Source organism: Aeromicrobium sp. PE09-221 (genome assembly GCF_002174305.1).
Lineage (GTDB): Bacteria > Actinomycetota > Actinomycetes > Propionibacteriales > Nocardioidaceae > Aeromicrobium.
In genome coordinates this window covers 48,921-62,751 of sequence record NZ_MIJB01000006.1, presented here as the reverse complement: position 1 = coordinate 62,751, position 13,831 = coordinate 48,921, and the positions used below count along the sequence as shown (strand labels likewise).

Sequence of the window (13,831 nt, the reverse complement as noted above, 5' to 3'; positions counted from 1 at the left end):
GTGATGGCGACACTCTCCGAGTCACCCTCCGTGCTGTCCATGCGCGACGCCGGTGTTCACTTCGACGGCGTCAAAGCGGTCGACGGCGTCAGCCTCACGGTCTCGCGGGGTGAGGTGCTGGGCCTCATCGGCCCCAATGGGTCGGGCAAGACGACGACGTTGAATCTGCTCAGCGGGATGCTGCGGCCGACCTCCGGGGCGGTGCTGCTCGATGATCGCGATCTCAGCCGGCTGTCGATGCGGCGGCGCGTGCGCGAGGGTGTCGTCCGTACCTACCAGAGCGGCCGGGTGTTCGGTCGTCTCACGGTGTTCGAGAACGTCGAGGTGGCGGGGCTCGGGGTCGGGCTCCGGCGCGGCGCCGCCCGAGACATGGCACGGACCACCCTCGCGCAGCTGGGACTGGAGGACGTCGCCCATCTGACGGCGGACTCGCTGACGGCGGGCCGGATCAGGACCACGGCCATCGCCCGGGCCCTCGCGGCCCAGCCGCGGTTCCTCCTGCTCGACGAGCCCGCGGCCGGTCAGAACGAGTCCGAGGCGGTCCAGCTCATCGAGAGCATCCGCGGGTTCGCGCGCGAGCACAGCATCGGGGTGCTGCTCGTGGAACACGACATGTCGGTGGTGATGGGCACGTGCGATCGGCTGCACGTGCTCGACAGCGGCCGGACGGTCATCGAGGGCGAGCCTCAACGGGTGCGCAAGGACCCCCAGGTGATCGAGATCTACTTCGGGAAACGAGAGTGACATGGACCTGGTGATCGAGGACCTCTACGTCCAGTACGGCTCGTCCGTCATGGCCGTCCAGGGGGCATCGCTCGTGGTGCGCGACGGTGAGCTCGTGGCGCTCATCGGCCAGAACGGCGCCGGCAAGAGCACGCTGATGAAGGCGGTCATGGGCTGGGTGAGCCCGCACGCGGGATCGATCGCGATCGGCGGGACATCGGTGCGGGATCGTGCCTTCTCCCATCTCGATCGCGGCGTGGCCTTCGTGCCGGAGGACCGAGGCATCTTCAGCAGCCTGACCGTCGGGGAGAATCTGCGGCTCGGCGCGGTGCGACGACGCGACAAGAAGGCCGTCGCCGAGGACATCGAGCGCGAGCTGGAGCGTTTCCCCGTGCTGCGCCGGTATTGGGGACGTGGAGCGAGCCTGCTCTCGGGCGGCGAGCAGCAGCAGCTGGCCATCGCGCGAGCGATGATGCTCAATCCGCGATTGCTACTCCTTGACGAGCCCACGCTGGGTCTCGCGCCGATCATCGTCGATCTGATCTTCGACGTTATCGAGCAGCTCCGGGCAGAAGGCGTGACGATCCTGCTGGTCGAGCAGAATGCGGTGCGCTCGATCGAGGTGGCGGATCGTACCTATGTCGTGCAGGCCCCAGGCCGCATCATCGGCTCGGGGACCGCGGCGGAGTTGGGCGCGTCCGCAGCCGTCGTGGACTATCTGGGCTTCGAGCCGACCGACTTGGGGAGGGCCGCATCATGATCGTGGACTACATCGTCTCGGCTCTCGGACTGGGAGCTCTCTACGCACTGCTGACCATCGGCGTGGCGCTGCTCTTCGGCGTACTCGGCCTGATGAACTTCGCCTATGGCGAGATCATCCTCGCTGCAGCATTCGCGTTGTACTTCTTCCGCGACGCACCGTGGCTCTTCGCCGTGGCGATGGCGGTGGTGTTCGCCGTCGCCGTGGCTCTGCTGAGCGAGCGGCTGGCATTCCATCCATTGCGTGGCGCCGATCCGGTGACCCTCATGATCGCCTCATTCGCGGTGAGTCTCGCGCTGCAGAGCGTGGCGCGCATGACGGTCCTGCCCCGCGCGCAAGGTGTGCCCCCGCAGGACTTCCTGGCACAACGGGTCGACATCCTCGGTGCACGGGTGAGCGTGCGGGACCTGGTGACCTTGGTGCTGTGCGGTCTGGTGCTCGTCGCGGTGGCCTATCTGATGGGCCGGACGTCGCTCGGGGTCCAACTGCGTGCCGCCGCGGAGAACTTCCAGATGGCCGAATCACTCGGCGTCAAAGGCAACCGCGTGATCGCGAGCGCCTTCGTGATCGCCGGTGTGCTGGCGGCGGTAGGAGCCGTCGTGCTCGTGACCCGGCAGGGTGCAGTCTCGGCACAGATGGGCCTGCAGCCGATGCTCATCGGGGTGATCGGCGCCGTGCTCGGCGGCATGAGCAGTCTGCGCGGTGCCGCGCTGGGCGGCTTCATCCTCGGTGTCGGCACGGCGACCTTGGAGGCCCTACTGCCGAGCGATCTCATCGCCTTCCGCGATGCGTTCCTGTTCACCGCTCTCATCGGGGTCCTGGTCGTCCGTCCCCAAGGCCTCCTCTCCGGATCGAAGGTGCGTGTCTCATGATGGTTCTGGTACCCGAGCGGGCGCGGACTCCGCTCATCCTTTCGGCGATCGCGGCCTTGGTGGCGGTTCTCGGTGCGGTCGGAGGGCCGACCGTACAGCGGGTCGCGGTGCTGGCACTCGTGTCGATCGTCTTCGTCGCGGGTCTGTCGACCTTCTCGGCGAACTCGGGGATCATGTCCTTCGGTCACGTCGCCTTCATGGCTCTTGGTGCCTACACGGCAGCCTTCCTGACGATCCCGGCTCCGCTGAAGGCAACCTTGTTCACGCAGCTGCCCGAGCCGTTGGCCTTCCTGCGCGATGTGCAGTCGAGTTTCGTGGTCGCGGTCGTGGTCGGCGGTCTCGTCGCCGCGGTGCTGGGCCTGGCGACAGCCCCGGCGATCGCCCGGTTGACGGGTCTGCAGTCGGGGATCGCGACCCTGGCGATCCTGATGGTCGTCTACAACGTGTTGAGCAGCTGGACCTCGGTGACCCGAGGATCGTCGAGCATGATCGGCATACCGCAGGCCACCACTCTGTGGGCGGCACTCGGCTTCGCCGTCGCCGCGATCGCCGTCGCCTGGGCCTATCACTCCTCGCGCAGCGGACTGCAACTGCGGGCTTCGCGCGAGGACTACTGGTCGTCGGTGGCCAGCGGCGTCGCGGTGGGGCGGCATCGTGCGACCGCGTGGGTGCTCAGCGCCTTCCTGTGCGGCGCGGCGGGCGCGTTGTACGCCTGCTTCGTGACGTCGTTCAATGTGAGCGCCTTCTTCCTGTCGGCCACCTTCGGTTTCATCGTGATGGTCGTGCTCGGCGGGTATCTCTCGTTGAGCGGGGCCGTGCTGGGCGCGGCCGTCGTCAGCGTGCTGCAGGAGGTGTTGCGGCGATTCCAGGACGGCCAGTTCACCGGCGGGTCCGCGCTGCCGGCCGGTGTCGCGGATCTGCTGCTGGCGGGTGTGCTGTTGTTCGTCCTGATCAAGTTCCCGCTAGGTCTGATGGGCGCACGGGAGCTGGGGCTGCGACGACGGCGCGCGTCGGTGAAGCAGAAGGAGCCGGTCGAGGCGTAGGGGTCCGCCGATCAGTGGGTGTCGAGTGAGGACTCGATCACCGACAGCCGGCGCACTCCCTGCTCCCCGAGATGGTCGGCCACGGCACCAATCGCCGCCTCGCTGACGGCCATCGCCGCCATGAGGGAGTCGAAGGGCGAGGCGCTGTCGACGCGGCTGGGCAGCACGACCTTGGCGAACTTGGCGATGGGAGAGAGCCAATTGTCGGTGAACAGGCAGATCGTCGCGCCGCGTTCGCTCATCTGACGCGCGAGGCGCAGGCTCACATCGGAATAGCGTCGGTAGTCGTAGACGACGAGCACGGTCGAACTGGTGCTGTCGGCGATCGCGGTGCGCTGGTCGATGTCCTCACTGCGCACGAACTCGACTCCGGCGCGCAGGATCTGCAGGTGCATGGCCGTGTAGTCGGCCAGCACGCGGCTGAACCGGCCACCGGTGATACGCACCTGCCGCGAGGGGTCGGACAGCAGGCGAACGAGGGATTCGAACTCTGAGACCGGAACCTCGTCGAAGGTCGTGCTGAGCATCGATGCGAAGGCCTCGCCGTGGTGGCGCAGACTGCTGGGCTCACCTCGTCCGTGCGTCTTCTCCGGGTACTGCTTGAGCGGCGATCCCAGCTCCCCGTTGAGTTCGTGCACCAGGGCACGTTGGAGCGCGGGGAAGCCGGTGAAGCCGAGCCGGTTGACGAAGCGGATGACGGTGGGAGGGCTGACGCCCGCGATGCCGGCGAGCTCGGCCACCGTGGTCAGTCCGGCGGACGGGTATTGCGCGAGCAGGGCGCGGCCTACGCGGCGTTCGCTGTCGCTGAGAGTGTCCATGCTCGCGTACAGCAGCGATCGAACCGAGCTGTGTCCGTCGGGAATGACCGTCATATTCCGAGCGTAACAACGCCTGGTGCCCTTGGAACGCCTATTACACGATGTTCGAGTGTGCGCCTGGTCTCGCCGGCTCAGGCGAGCCGGTTGAGGATGGTGACGAGATCGTCCTCGGTGTCGGTGCCGATCTTCTCGAAGACGACCTTCATCACCGGGTCGGCGATCTTGGCGATGCCGTGCATCTGGATGTGCGCGTCGTAGGTGATCTCGCTGCCGTCCTCATGGGGCCGTACGGTGATCGTGTCCGTCGCGGTCGCAGTGTCGTTCCTGCCCTCGAAGACGACCCGGTCGTCGGTCAGCTCCTTGAGCTCGTAGACGAGCTCGGTGGAGACTCCCGCGATCTTCGAGCGGTTCTTCCAGCGGCTGCCCGGAGCTATGGGGCCGTCGTCGAGGCGTTCGCACCATTCGGTGCCGGGGTCCCACTCGGGGGCATTCGAGAAGTCCTGGAGGTAGTCGAGCACGCGGTCGGGTGTCGGCTTGACGGTGAAGGTTCGAGAAACAGAGGTCATCTCTCCAGTGTGGGTCCGATCGTCCATCATCGCGCGCGGAGCGCGGTGCGGCCGTAGCGTTGAGGGACCAGACCCGAAGGGATGAGGCGACAGCATGAGTGAGAGCGACGCGAGGACCATCGACGAACTGCTCGACGGTATGCCGATCTGCATGTTCACCACGATCACCGATGAGGGCTCGCCGCGGAGCGTCCCGATGGCGCGACAGGAGACCGAGCTGGATCCGCAGCAGCTGTGGTTCATCACCGCCCGCGACACCGAGCACACCCAGGACCTGCGGGCTCGACCGCATGTGACCCTGTCCTTCAGCTCGTCTGACACCTGGGTCTCGCTGACCGGGCGCGCCGAGGTCGTCGACGATGTCGACAAGCTACGCGAGCTCTGGACCAGCTTCGCTGAGGCGTGGCTGCCCGAGGGCCCCGAGGGAGACAACTCGACATTGCTGCGGGTGACGGTGGATCGAGCGGAGTTCTGGGACACGCCCGGCGGCAGGGTGGCCTCGGTCATCAGCCTCGTCAAGACCAAGCTGACGGGTGACACCTACGATGCCCGGCACGGTGTCGTTAAGCCGAACGACTGATCATGGCTCTCGACAGGTCGAACCTGGGATGCGTCGCGCGGCGCGCCGGTCTCGTGGTGGCGGTAGTGCAGGGCGCTACGGCCGTGGCCGCGCTTCGTCGTGGGCGCCGGGATTATGCCGACGCGGTATGGGGGCCCGGCCTGGCGGCCGTTGCCATCACCAGCGCGGTCAGCGGCAACGGAGACAGGTGGCGGCGGTGGACTCTGGCGGCGGTCACGAGTGCCTGGGCCGTACGGCTGTCGTCGCTGATGGTCGGTCGCCTACGGGACAGCGAAGAGGAGGATCCTCGTTACACCGAGTACCTCGAGGGAGACTCCACTCCGGCGGTGGTCGGCAAGGTCTTCGTCACGCAGGGACTCGCGCAGGTGCTCGTATCCGCCCCGCTCCAGGTCGCGGCGGCGAGCACGCTGCCGCGATCGGCCCGCCGTTCGCTCTTCCCGCTCGGCGTCGCCGTCATGGTGGGCGGCCTGGTGATCGAGACGATCGCCGATCGGCAGAAGGACGCCTATAAGGCGCGCGACGATCAGCACAGGCCCGAGGTTCTCGACACGGGACTCTGGGGGATATCGCGGCATCCCAATTACCTCGGCGATTCGATCGTGTGGGACGGAGCCTGGCTGGCGGCATCGGCTTCAGCACCCGGTGCGTGGACCTGGCCGGCGCCTGCCGCGATGTCCTATTTCCTGATGTACGCCACCGGTGCCAGGCGCACCGAGCAGCGGATGCAGGACCGGCCGGGCTATCGCGACTACCAGCGCCGTGTCCCGTTCTTCTTCCCGCGGCCCCTACAGGTCGGAACGCGGTGGGTCAGGTCCAGAGGTCCACGCGGCCGCCGGCGTGGATGTCGCGCAGCGTCGCCGGTGTGACCTGATCCAGTCCTCGGGCGATGCTCACGCCGGGCAGCTCCGCGACCACGCGGTAGACGTCGTCGGTCGGCGGGACGGCGAGGACCGGCACTCCGGCGGCCACGCCGGCCTGGACGCCAGTGGGTGAGTCCTCGACGACGATGATGTCCGCGGGCTCCAGCCCCAAACGCTCGGTGGCTGTGAGGAAGACCTCCGGGTCGGGCTTGCCGCGCCGCAGCTCGTCGCCGCCGACGACCAGCCTGATGGTGCCGTCGGCGTCCTCCTGCACGAGCTCGGCCAGCCGGCGGAAGCTCTGCGTGCCGATGGCCGCGGCCACGTCGTCGTCACGCAGATCGCAGAGGAGCTCGCGGGCGCCAGGCAGCCACGGCACCGATGTCTCGTAGATCGCCGCCAGTTCGTCGATCATCCGGGCGATCGCCTCGTCGACGGTGAGATCGAGCCCGCGATCGACGATGGCCTGGGTGGTCTCGCGCAGAGGACGGCCGAAGAAGGAGAAGGCGTCGTCGATGGTCCATTCCACGCCACCGCTCGCCGCGACCGAGATCTCCACACGGGCCCAGAGCGGTTCGGAGTCGATGAGCGTGCCGTCGAGATCGAACACCACTCCCGCCAGACTCATCGCAGAACCTCCAGGTAGTGGGCGCACGTGCGGGCCATCGCGTCACGGCCGGGGGCGATATACCGGCGCGGATCGACACCGTCGTGGGCGTCCAGCCACTCGCGGACCGCGCCGGTGAAGGCGATGTTGAGGGCCGTCCCGATGTTGATCTTGCGCATGCCCGCGCGGGCCGCCCGGAGGAGGGTCTCGTCGGGGACGCCGGAGGACCCGTGCAGGACGAGCGGCACGTCGACGCTCGCAGCGATCCGCTCGATGAGGTCTGTATCGAGGCTCGCGGACTGGGTGGTCATCGCGTGCGACGAGCCGACGGCCACCGCCAGAGAGTCCACAGCGGTGTCGGCGACGAATCGTGCAGCCTCCTCGGGATCGGTGCGGACGCCGGGCGCGTGGGCACCGTCCTTGCCCCCGATCTCGCCGAGTTCTGCCTCGACCCAGATGCCATGGTCGGCACCCCAGGTGGCGACACGACGGGTTGCCGCCACATTCTCCTCGTAGTCACGGGTCGCACCGTCGAACATCACCGAGGAGAAGCCGAGGTCGACTGTGCGGAGGGCGAGCTCCTCGTCGGTGATGTGGTCCAGGTGCAGCACGATCGGCGCGCTCGCGGTCTCCGCGACCGCGACCATCGCGGCGGCGATCGCCTCGGGTCGCTCGTGGAAGGCGATGGCGTTCTGCGAGAGCTGCATGACCACGGGAGCACCGGTCTCGTCGGCGGCCGCGGCGATGGCCTCGGCGTGCTCGAGGGTGATCGCATTGAACGCCGCGACGGACGTGCCCGGTGGCAGGCCCCGGAAGAGATCGTGAGCGCTGGAGAGCATGCCGCCAGTCTGCCAGCAAACACAACCTTGCGCAACGTAACCCAAGTTTGTACAATTAAACACACGCAACCACGAGAGCCACGTCACGAGAGGACGGCCGATGCTCGCCGCTGAACGTCAACAGCGCCTGCTGGATGATCTGCGTACTTTCGGGCGCATCACCGCCGCGGACGCCGCGGAGGTGCTCGGCACGTCCACCGAGACCATCCGCAAGGACCTCATCCTGTTGGAGAACCGCGGGCTGCTGCGGCGCGTCCACGGTGGCGCGCTCCACCTCGCGCCGATGACCTTCGAACCCGATGTCGCCACGCGCAACGAGAATGTGGACGAGAAGGAGCGCATCGCCCAGGCCGCAGTAGCCCACATCCCCGAGGGCGGCGCGATCGTCATCGATGCCGGCTCCACGACGCGTGCCTTCGTCGAGCGGATCCCCGACCTGCCGCTGACCGTCTACACCAATGCTCTGGCCATCGCCACGGCCCTCGCCCCGTTGAGCCGGGTGAGCGTGTCGACCTTCGGCGGACTCGTGCGGCCCAGCACCACCGCGCAGGTCGGTCCGATCGCGATGCGCGCGATCGAGAGCATGCACTTCGACATGGCCTTCGTCGGCACCAACGCCATCTCCGCCGCGCACGGGCTGGCTACTCCCGACCCGGATGAGGCGGCCATGAAGGCGGCGCTCATCGCCCATGCCGAGAGTGCGGTGCTGCTCACGGACCACACCAAGTTCGCGCAGCGCTCACTCGTCACCTATGCCGAGGTGACCGACCTGGACATCATCATCACCGGCACAGAGCTCGATGAGACGCATCGCGCCGAGCTCGCCGAGATCGACGTGGAAGTGGAGTTCGCATGATCGTCACCGTCACCCCCTCGCCGGCGATCGACTGGACCGTCGCCACCGACACGTTCGACTTCGATGCCGTCAACCGGGCGCGCAGCTCCACCCGCGAGGCCTCGGGCAAGGGCGTCAACGTCTCCTGGGCGTTGCACCGCGCGGGGGTTCCGACCCGGACGGTGTTCCCCGGTGGGGGACAGACCGGCCGCTTCATGGACGAGGCCTTCGCCGAGGCGGGCCTGCCCTTCGTGAGGGTCGACACCGGCCGTGAGGTCCGCACCAATATCACCCTGATCACGCCCGGGCACTCCACCAAGATCAACGAGCCGGGCGTGCCGCTCGACGGTGATCAGGCGGCGGAGTTCACCAGCGCGGTGCTCGAGGCGGCACGTGACGCGTCGGCGGTGCTGATCTGCGGGAGCCTTCCGCCGTCGATGGGGGCGGGAAAGCTGTATGAGCTCGTCGACCGACTGCTCGGGCTCGGCGTCTATGTCGCGGTGGACACCTCAGGGGAGGCGCTCTCGCTGGCGCTGGCCGCGGGGCCCGATCTGATCAAGCCCAATGTGCATGAACTGGCCGAGCTCGTGGGCCGCGAGATCCGCACCTTCGGAGATGTCGTCGTCGCTGCCCGTGAGGCGATCGATCGTGGTGCCGGCTCGGTGCTCGCGAGCCTCGGCGCCGACGGGGCGATGTACGTCGATCCTCGACGCGCGCTGCTCGCCACCAGTCGAGACATCCCCTTCGTCAACTCCGTCGGTGCGGGTGATGCCTTGTTGTCGGGCTTCATGGCCTCGTCGGCGGATCCCGCCGAGCGTCTGCACACGGCTGTGCTCTGGGCCTCGAGCGCCGTCGCGCACGACTCGACCCTCTTCCCGCTTCGTCCCGAGCTCGCTGCTCGGATAACGGTCGCCGACCTCGTCGATCGTGACACCCCACTGGGGGAGCCCTCGGCTCCTCTGGTGTCCACCGTGTCGTCCGCGTCCGCCGCGAACGACGTCTGAGAAAGGAAACACCATGGCTGGCGAGTTCATCATCGCTGCGACGGGGTGCCCCACCGGTGTGGCACACACGTACATGGCCGAGGCGGCACTCAAGAAGGCCGCGGAGCAACGGGGGATCGAGATCCGTGTGGAGACGCACGGACAGGTGGGGCTCGAGAACGGCTTGACGCCTGAGGAGATCGAGCGTGCCGACGGTGTCATCATCGCCGCGGACAAGGATGTCGATCAGAAGCGTTTCGCCGGCAAGCCGTTGGTCGAGGTCGGGGTCAAGGAGGGCATCCACCACGCCGACGATCTCATCGACCGGGTGCTCGCCAAATCCAAGAGCGCGGTGCCCGTCGGCGCCGGTGGCGGTGTCGAGGACGAGCCCGCCGACGAGAACGACTTCCTCAATGTCCAGGCCATCGACACCTCGGGCGAGGAAGGCTGGCGCAAGGTCGGTCGCGCGGTCTACAAGCACTTGATGAACGGTGTTTCCTACATGCTGCCGTTCGTGGTCGGTGGCGGTGTGCTCGTCGCGGTCTCCTTCCTGTTCGGCATCTACTCGGCCGATCCTTCGTCCGATGAGTACAACCGTTTCGCGGAGATGCTCAACACGGTCGGCGGGACCGGACTGGGACTGATGGTGCCGGTGCTCTCGGCCTTCATCGCGTATTCGATCGCCTCGCGCCCGGGTCTGACGGTCGGGCTCATCACCGGTCTCGTCGCCTCCGACATGGGGACCGGTTTCCTTGGAGGCATCGTCACCGGTTTCATGGCCGGCTACGGCATGCTCCTGCTGGGCAAGGTCTTCGAGAAGATGCCCAAGTCGCTGGTCGGCCTGAAGGCGATCTTCCTGATGCCGGTGCTCGGCACGCTGCTCTTCGGCGGCATCACCTTCTTCATCTCTGCGCCGATGGCGGACATCTCCTCGGGCCTGGAGAACTTCCTCAGCGGTTTCCAGGACGCCAACCCGATCGTGCTGGGCATCGTGCTCGGCGTGATGTGCGCCTTCGACATGGGCGGTCCGGTCAACAAGGCGGCATATGTCACCGGCGTGGCCTTGCTGGGCCAGGGGAATCTCGAGTTCATGGCGGCGGTGTCGGCGGCCTGCATCGCACCGCCGATGATCACGGCGATCGCCGTGACGCTGTTCCCCAAGGGCTTCGAGCCCGGTGAGCGACGCGCGGGCTACGTCAATTACGCGCTCGGCGCCACGCACATCACCGAGGGCGCGATCCCGTTCGCGGCCCGCAACCCGCTCGTGGTGATTCCGATCCTCATGCTCGGCAGCTCGATCGCCGCGGTCCTCACGCTGCTCTGGGGAGTCACATCGCCTGCCCCGCATGGGGGATTCCTGGTGTTGCCGATCGTCGGCAACCCGGTCGGCTGGGTGGTCGCGATCGCGATCGGCTCGGCGATCGCGGGCGTCATCTACGGGTTCTACCGACTCACGCGGGCCCGTAAGTCCGCCGCCACGGCACCGTCCGCGGCCTGAACGACGTCCGCGCCTCCGCACCGATGATGATGCGATACGGCGGTTATGGCAGCCACAACGCATCATCATCGGTTCGTCGGAGGCCGTGACACGACAGGATGGACGAGGAACGTCATCCAGTGCCAGCCACCCCTTACGTCGTGTCAGCAGTACTCAGAAGGAGAATGACCATGGAGATCTTCACTGCGGAGAATGTCCGCATCGGCGGTTCGGCCGGCAGCAAGGGGGATGTGCTGGCGCAGATCGCTGCCTTCGCGGTCGAACGGGGTTACGCCTCCGATGCCGCCGGGGTGGTGGCCGGGCTCGAAGCGCGGGAGACGGAGATGTCGACGGCGCTCATGGACGGCATCGCCATCCCGCACACCAAGCACGCGGCGGTCGAGCATGCGGCGCTGCTGGTGCAGCGATTCGACGGTCCCGTCGACTGGTCCGGCGAGGATGTCTCGGTGACCCTCGCAATGCTCGTCCCGGAGGCAGAGGCCGGCACCACGCACCTGACGTTGCTGGCGCAGGTCTCGCGGGCGCTGATCGACGAGGATCTGCGCGCTGTATTGACCGGCGGCTCGGCGGAGGAGATTTATGCGGAACTGAGCGCCAAGCTCGCGTAACGACGATCCCGGCGGGGTCAGCCGAGGGCTCGCCGGATCTCGGTGAGGAGCGTGGGATAGGGATCGGTGAGGGCCGGCCGGGCCGAGCGGATCTCAGTGTGGATCTGTCGTAGCGGCGCGCCGGCTCGAGCAGTCCACGGATGGTGTTCGAGCCCTGGACGGCGCGCGCGGAGGCGGTGCGGCGCAGAAGGCCGCTCCAACGACGCGGCGCGCGTAGAACGCCTGCCAGGGAGGCGCGGACGTCATGGATCTCGGAGAGCACGAGGCCATCATCGAGATCGATATCGGGAGTTCGGTACAGCGATACCGCGGGTGGCTGCTCGCCTCCGTTGCCGCGCGATAAGGCCGCGGTCGCTCTATCGTGAAGACAGGTCGGGCAGTGGCCTTTCGATATCGACGTGGGGGATCGTGTGAGCTCGGCAGATCAGCATGTCCGTGGCGAGCCGCCGCCGGAGGATCCGCGCAAGCCGGATGACCCGACGGACCTGACCAAGCCCTCCTGGTTCTATATCGCCCGCAAGACCGTACGCGAGTTCTCCAAGGACCAGTGCTTGGATCTCGCGGCGGCCCTTACCTACTACGCGACGCTGTCCCTATTTCCTGCGCTGCTCGCGGTGGTGTCCCTGCTTGGCGTGGTGGGTCAGGCCGAGCGGACGACCGAGGCCGTGCTCGATGTGCTGGGCGATCTGTTGCCGAGCTCGACCGTCGACACGTTGCGTGGTCCGATCGAGACCCTCGCCAACGCCCCGACCGCGGGTCTCGCGTTGATCACCGGCATCCTCGGCGCCCTCTGGACGGCGTCGGGTTATGTCGGTGCCTTCGGCCGGGCCATGAACCGTGTCTACGAGGTCGACGAGGGCCGGCCGATCTGGAAGCTGCGGCCCTGGATGCTCGTGCTCACGGTGGTGATCGTGCTGCTCGTCGGGTCCGCGGGGCTCCTCCTGGCGTTGTCGGGCCCGGTGGCCAGCTCGGTGGGATCGGCGCTCGGCCTCGGAAGCGGAGTGGTGACGGCCTGGAACATCCTCAAGTGGCCGGTCCTGCTCGCGATCGTCGTGGTGATCGTGGCGCTCCTCTACCACTCCACGCCGAATGTCCGGCAGCCGAAGTTCCGTTGGATCAGCATCGGCGCGGTCCTGGCGATCATCACCTGGATCATCGCATCGGCGGGCTTCGCCGTCTATGTCCTGAACTTCTCCAACTACAACAGCACCTACGGCTCCCTCGGCGGCGTCATCGTCTTCCTGTTGTGGCTGTGGATCACCAACCTGGCCCTGCTGTTCGGGGCGGAGTTCGATGCCGAGGTCGAGCGAGGGCGCGAGCTGCAGGCCGGGATCGCCGCCGAGGAGAGCATCCAGCTGCCGCCGCGCGATACCCGGCAGATCGAAAAGGATCAGAAGAAGGACGAGAAGGATCGGGTGCGCGGTCGCCGCCTGCGGCGGCAGGCGCAGCAGCGGGCCGGCGAAGGCGACCGGTCGCGCGGAGACGACCATGACAGGTCCTCGACGACGAAGGAGCGATGAGCGATGAGCGAAGAGCGACCACAAGGGCTGTCGACCGGGGAACTGGTCACCCGGCTGTCGGAGCAGACCTCGCGTCTGGTGCGCGACGAGCTGCGGCTGGCGCAGGCGGAGATGTCGCAGAAGGCCAAGCACGGCGGGATCGGCGCGGGCCTGTTCGGGGCCGGCGGCCTGCTGGCGTTGTTCGGGCTGGGCACGTTGATCGCCGCGGCGGTCCTCGCCCTCGCCCTGGTTCTCCCGGCCTGGGCGGCCGCGCTGATCGTCGCCGCGGTGCTGTTCGTCGCCGCGGGGGTGGCGGCGCTGGTCGGCAAGAAGGAGATCCAGCAGGCCACGCCGACTCCGGAGCGCACGGTAGAGACGGTGAAGGACGACATCGACGAGATCAAGGAGGCGATGCACCATGACAAGTGAGCATCCCGAACCGGAACAGGGCGCGAGCATGGACGATATCGAGGCCGATATCGAGCGCACGCGAGAGGATCTCGGCGAGACGGTCGATGCGTTGACCGATCGGCTGAATGTGAAGGCTCAGGCGAAACGCAAGGCCGAGGAGGCCAAGGCGAAGGCGGCCTCATTCGCGGAGCACGCCAAGGACGCCGGTACCACAGCCGATGGCAGACCCGATCCGAAGGTGCTCGCTGGGGCCGGCGCGGTGGTGGTCCTGGTGGCCGTGGTCGCAGTGCTGATGGGGCGTCGTTCGCGCTGACTCGACAGCCTGAGACTGC

The 13,831-nt window shown here is 67.5% G+C and carries 17 protein-coding genes; 13 read left to right on the top strand and 4 right to left on the bottom strand.

Annotation, left to right across the window (positions count from 1 at the left end; genetic code table 11):
- The first annotated feature begins 3 nt into the window (after positions 1-3).
- The 4 genes from BHE97_RS03675 to BHE97_RS03660 are packed head-to-tail and all read left to right on the top strand — an operon-like array spanning position 4 to position 3,398.
- Positions 4-744: an ATP-binding cassette domain-containing protein gene (locus BHE97_RS03675; RefSeq protein WP_087622686.1), complete on the top strand. Its 741-nt coding sequence runs from the start codon at positions 4-6 to the stop codon at positions 742-744.
- A 1-nt stretch (position 745) separates the two neighbouring features.
- Complete coding sequence (locus BHE97_RS03670; protein WP_087622674.1) at positions 746-1,483, top strand: ABC transporter ATP-binding protein; 738 nt, start codon at positions 746-748, stop codon at positions 1,481-1,483.
- The gene (locus tag BHE97_RS03665) at positions 1,480-2,355 is read left to right on the top strand and encodes a branched-chain amino acid ABC transporter permease (RefSeq protein WP_087622673.1); all 876 of its coding nucleotides are present in this window, start codon (positions 1,480-1,482) and stop codon (positions 2,353-2,355) included. The genes BHE97_RS03670 and BHE97_RS03665 overlap by 4 nt, the downstream gene beginning before the upstream one ends.
- Positions 2,352-3,398, top strand: a complete 1,047-nt coding sequence (locus tag BHE97_RS03660; RefSeq protein ID WP_087622672.1) for a branched-chain amino acid ABC transporter permease — start codon at positions 2,352-2,354, stop codon at positions 3,396-3,398. Before BHE97_RS03665 ends, BHE97_RS03660 begins: the two co-directional genes overlap by 4 nt.
- 11 nt (positions 3,399-3,409) lie before the next feature.
- On the opposite strand, the gene BHE97_RS03655 is transcribed toward BHE97_RS03660, so the two are convergent.
- Positions 3,410-4,270, bottom strand: coding sequence for a MurR/RpiR family transcriptional regulator (locus BHE97_RS03655; protein ID WP_087622671.1), 861 nt, complete (start codon positions 4,268-4,270; stop codon positions 3,410-3,412).
- Positions 4,271-4,347: 77 nt separating this feature from the next.
- The gene (locus tag BHE97_RS03650; RefSeq protein ID WP_087622670.1) at positions 4,348-4,782 is read right to left on the bottom strand and encodes an SRPBCC family protein; all 435 of its coding nucleotides are present in this window, start codon (positions 4,780-4,782) and stop codon (positions 4,348-4,350) included.
- A 94-nt stretch (positions 4,783-4,876) separates the two neighbouring features.
- Here BHE97_RS03650 and BHE97_RS03645 point away from each other — a divergent pair, with 94 nt between their 5' ends.
- Both BHE97_RS03645 and BHE97_RS03640 read left to right on the top strand, forming a co-directional pair.
- Positions 4,877-5,362: a pyridoxamine 5'-phosphate oxidase family protein gene (locus BHE97_RS03645; RefSeq protein ID WP_087622669.1), complete on the top strand. Its 486-nt coding sequence runs from the start codon at positions 4,877-4,879 to the stop codon at positions 5,360-5,362.
- Between the two features lie 2 nt (positions 5,363-5,364).
- Complete coding sequence (locus BHE97_RS03640; RefSeq protein WP_087622668.1) at positions 5,365-6,228, top strand: DUF1295 domain-containing protein; 864 nt, start codon at positions 5,365-5,367, stop codon at positions 6,226-6,228.
- Here the strand turns inward: BHE97_RS03640 and BHE97_RS03635 are convergent.
- Positions 6,170-6,847 (bottom strand): HAD family phosphatase, encoded by a 678-nt coding sequence (locus BHE97_RS03635; protein ID WP_087622667.1) that lies wholly within the window; start codon positions 6,845-6,847, stop codon positions 6,170-6,172. The two genes, BHE97_RS03640 and BHE97_RS03635, sit on opposite strands and share 59 nt — an antisense overlap.
- The gene (locus BHE97_RS03630) at positions 6,844-7,665 is read right to left on the bottom strand and encodes a class II fructose-bisphosphate aldolase (protein WP_087622666.1); all 822 of its coding nucleotides are present in this window, start codon (positions 7,663-7,665) and stop codon (positions 6,844-6,846) included. The genes BHE97_RS03635 and BHE97_RS03630 overlap by 4 nt, the downstream gene beginning before the upstream one ends.
- 100 nt (positions 7,666-7,765) lie before the next feature.
- On the opposite strand from BHE97_RS03630, the gene BHE97_RS03625 reads away from it, so the two are divergent.
- From BHE97_RS03625 to BHE97_RS03600, 7 genes are all read left to right on the top strand, one after another.
- The gene (locus BHE97_RS03625; protein ID WP_087622665.1) at positions 7,766-8,521 is read left to right on the top strand and encodes a DeoR/GlpR family DNA-binding transcription regulator; all 756 of its coding nucleotides are present in this window, start codon (positions 7,766-7,768) and stop codon (positions 8,519-8,521) included.
- Complete coding sequence (locus BHE97_RS03620) at positions 8,518-9,504, top strand: 1-phosphofructokinase family hexose kinase (protein WP_087622664.1); 987 nt, start codon at positions 8,518-8,520, stop codon at positions 9,502-9,504. Before BHE97_RS03625 ends, BHE97_RS03620 begins: the two co-directional genes overlap by 4 nt.
- Positions 9,505-9,517: 13 nt before the next feature.
- Positions 9,518-10,981 (top strand): PTS fructose transporter subunit IIBC, encoded by a 1,464-nt coding sequence (locus tag BHE97_RS03615; protein WP_087622663.1) that lies wholly within the window; start codon positions 9,518-9,520, stop codon positions 10,979-10,981.
- 170 nt (positions 10,982-11,151) lie between these two features.
- Positions 11,152-11,589, top strand: coding sequence for a PTS sugar transporter subunit IIA (locus BHE97_RS03610; RefSeq protein ID WP_170931240.1), 438 nt, complete (start codon positions 11,152-11,154; stop codon positions 11,587-11,589).
- Between the two features lie 410 nt (positions 11,590-11,999).
- Positions 12,000-13,109, top strand: a complete 1,110-nt coding sequence (locus BHE97_RS03605; RefSeq protein WP_201791299.1) for a YihY/virulence factor BrkB family protein — start codon at positions 12,000-12,002, stop codon at positions 13,107-13,109.
- Between the two features lie 3 nt (positions 13,110-13,112).
- Complete coding sequence (locus BHE97_RS20340) at positions 13,113-13,517, top strand: phage holin family protein (RefSeq protein WP_201791298.1); 405 nt, start codon at positions 13,113-13,115, stop codon at positions 13,515-13,517.
- The gene (locus tag BHE97_RS03600) at positions 13,507-13,812 is read left to right on the top strand and encodes a DUF3618 domain-containing protein (RefSeq protein ID WP_087622661.1); all 306 of its coding nucleotides are present in this window, start codon (positions 13,507-13,509) and stop codon (positions 13,810-13,812) included. Before BHE97_RS20340 ends, BHE97_RS03600 begins: the two co-directional genes overlap by 11 nt.
- The last annotated feature ends 19 nt before the right edge of the window (positions 13,813-13,831 follow it).

Excerpts from the sequence above, each read along its gene's own strand:
- BHE97_RS03675 (WP_087622686.1), top strand. The coding sequence starts at position 4 with ATGGCGACACTCTCCGAGTCACCCTCCGTGCTGTCCATGCGCGACGCC.
- BHE97_RS03670 (WP_087622674.1), top strand. The coding sequence starts at position 746 with ATGGACCTGGTGATCGAGGACCTCTACGTCCAGTACGGCTCGTCCGTC.
- BHE97_RS03665 (WP_087622673.1), top strand. The coding sequence starts at position 1,480 with ATGATCGTGGACTACATCGTCTCGGCTCTCGGACTGGGAGCTCTCTAC.
- BHE97_RS03660 (WP_087622672.1), top strand. The coding sequence starts at position 2,352 with ATGATGGTTCTGGTACCCGAGCGGGCGCGGACTCCGCTCATCCTTTCG.
- BHE97_RS03655 (WP_087622671.1), bottom strand. The coding sequence starts at position 4,270 with ATGACGGTCATTCCCGACGGACACAGCTCGGTTCGATCGCTGCTGTAC.
- BHE97_RS03650 (WP_087622670.1), bottom strand. The coding sequence starts at position 4,782 with ATGACCTCTGTTTCTCGAACCTTCACCGTCAAGCCGACACCCGACCGC.
- BHE97_RS03645 (WP_087622669.1), top strand. The coding sequence starts at position 4,877 with ATGAGTGAGAGCGACGCGAGGACCATCGACGAACTGCTCGACGGTATG.
- BHE97_RS03640 (WP_087622668.1), top strand. The coding sequence starts at position 5,365 with ATGGCTCTCGACAGGTCGAACCTGGGATGCGTCGCGCGGCGCGCCGGT.
- BHE97_RS03635 (WP_087622667.1), bottom strand. The coding sequence starts at position 6,847 with ATGAGTCTGGCGGGAGTGGTGTTCGATCTCGACGGCACGCTCATCGAC.
- BHE97_RS03630 (WP_087622666.1), bottom strand. The coding sequence starts at position 7,665 with ATGCTCTCCAGCGCTCACGATCTCTTCCGGGGCCTGCCACCGGGCACG.
- BHE97_RS03625 (WP_087622665.1), top strand. The coding sequence starts at position 7,766 with ATGCTCGCCGCTGAACGTCAACAGCGCCTGCTGGATGATCTGCGTACT.
- BHE97_RS03620 (WP_087622664.1), top strand. The coding sequence starts at position 8,518 with ATGATCGTCACCGTCACCCCCTCGCCGGCGATCGACTGGACCGTCGCC.
- BHE97_RS03615 (WP_087622663.1), top strand. The coding sequence starts at position 9,518 with ATGGCTGGCGAGTTCATCATCGCTGCGACGGGGTGCCCCACCGGTGTG.
- BHE97_RS03610 (WP_170931240.1), top strand. The coding sequence starts at position 11,152 with ATGGAGATCTTCACTGCGGAGAATGTCCGCATCGGCGGTTCGGCCGGC.
- BHE97_RS20340 (WP_201791298.1), top strand. The coding sequence starts at position 13,113 with ATGAGCGAAGAGCGACCACAAGGGCTGTCGACCGGGGAACTGGTCACC.
- BHE97_RS03600 (WP_087622661.1), top strand. The coding sequence starts at position 13,507 with ATGACAAGTGAGCATCCCGAACCGGAACAGGGCGCGAGCATGGACGAT.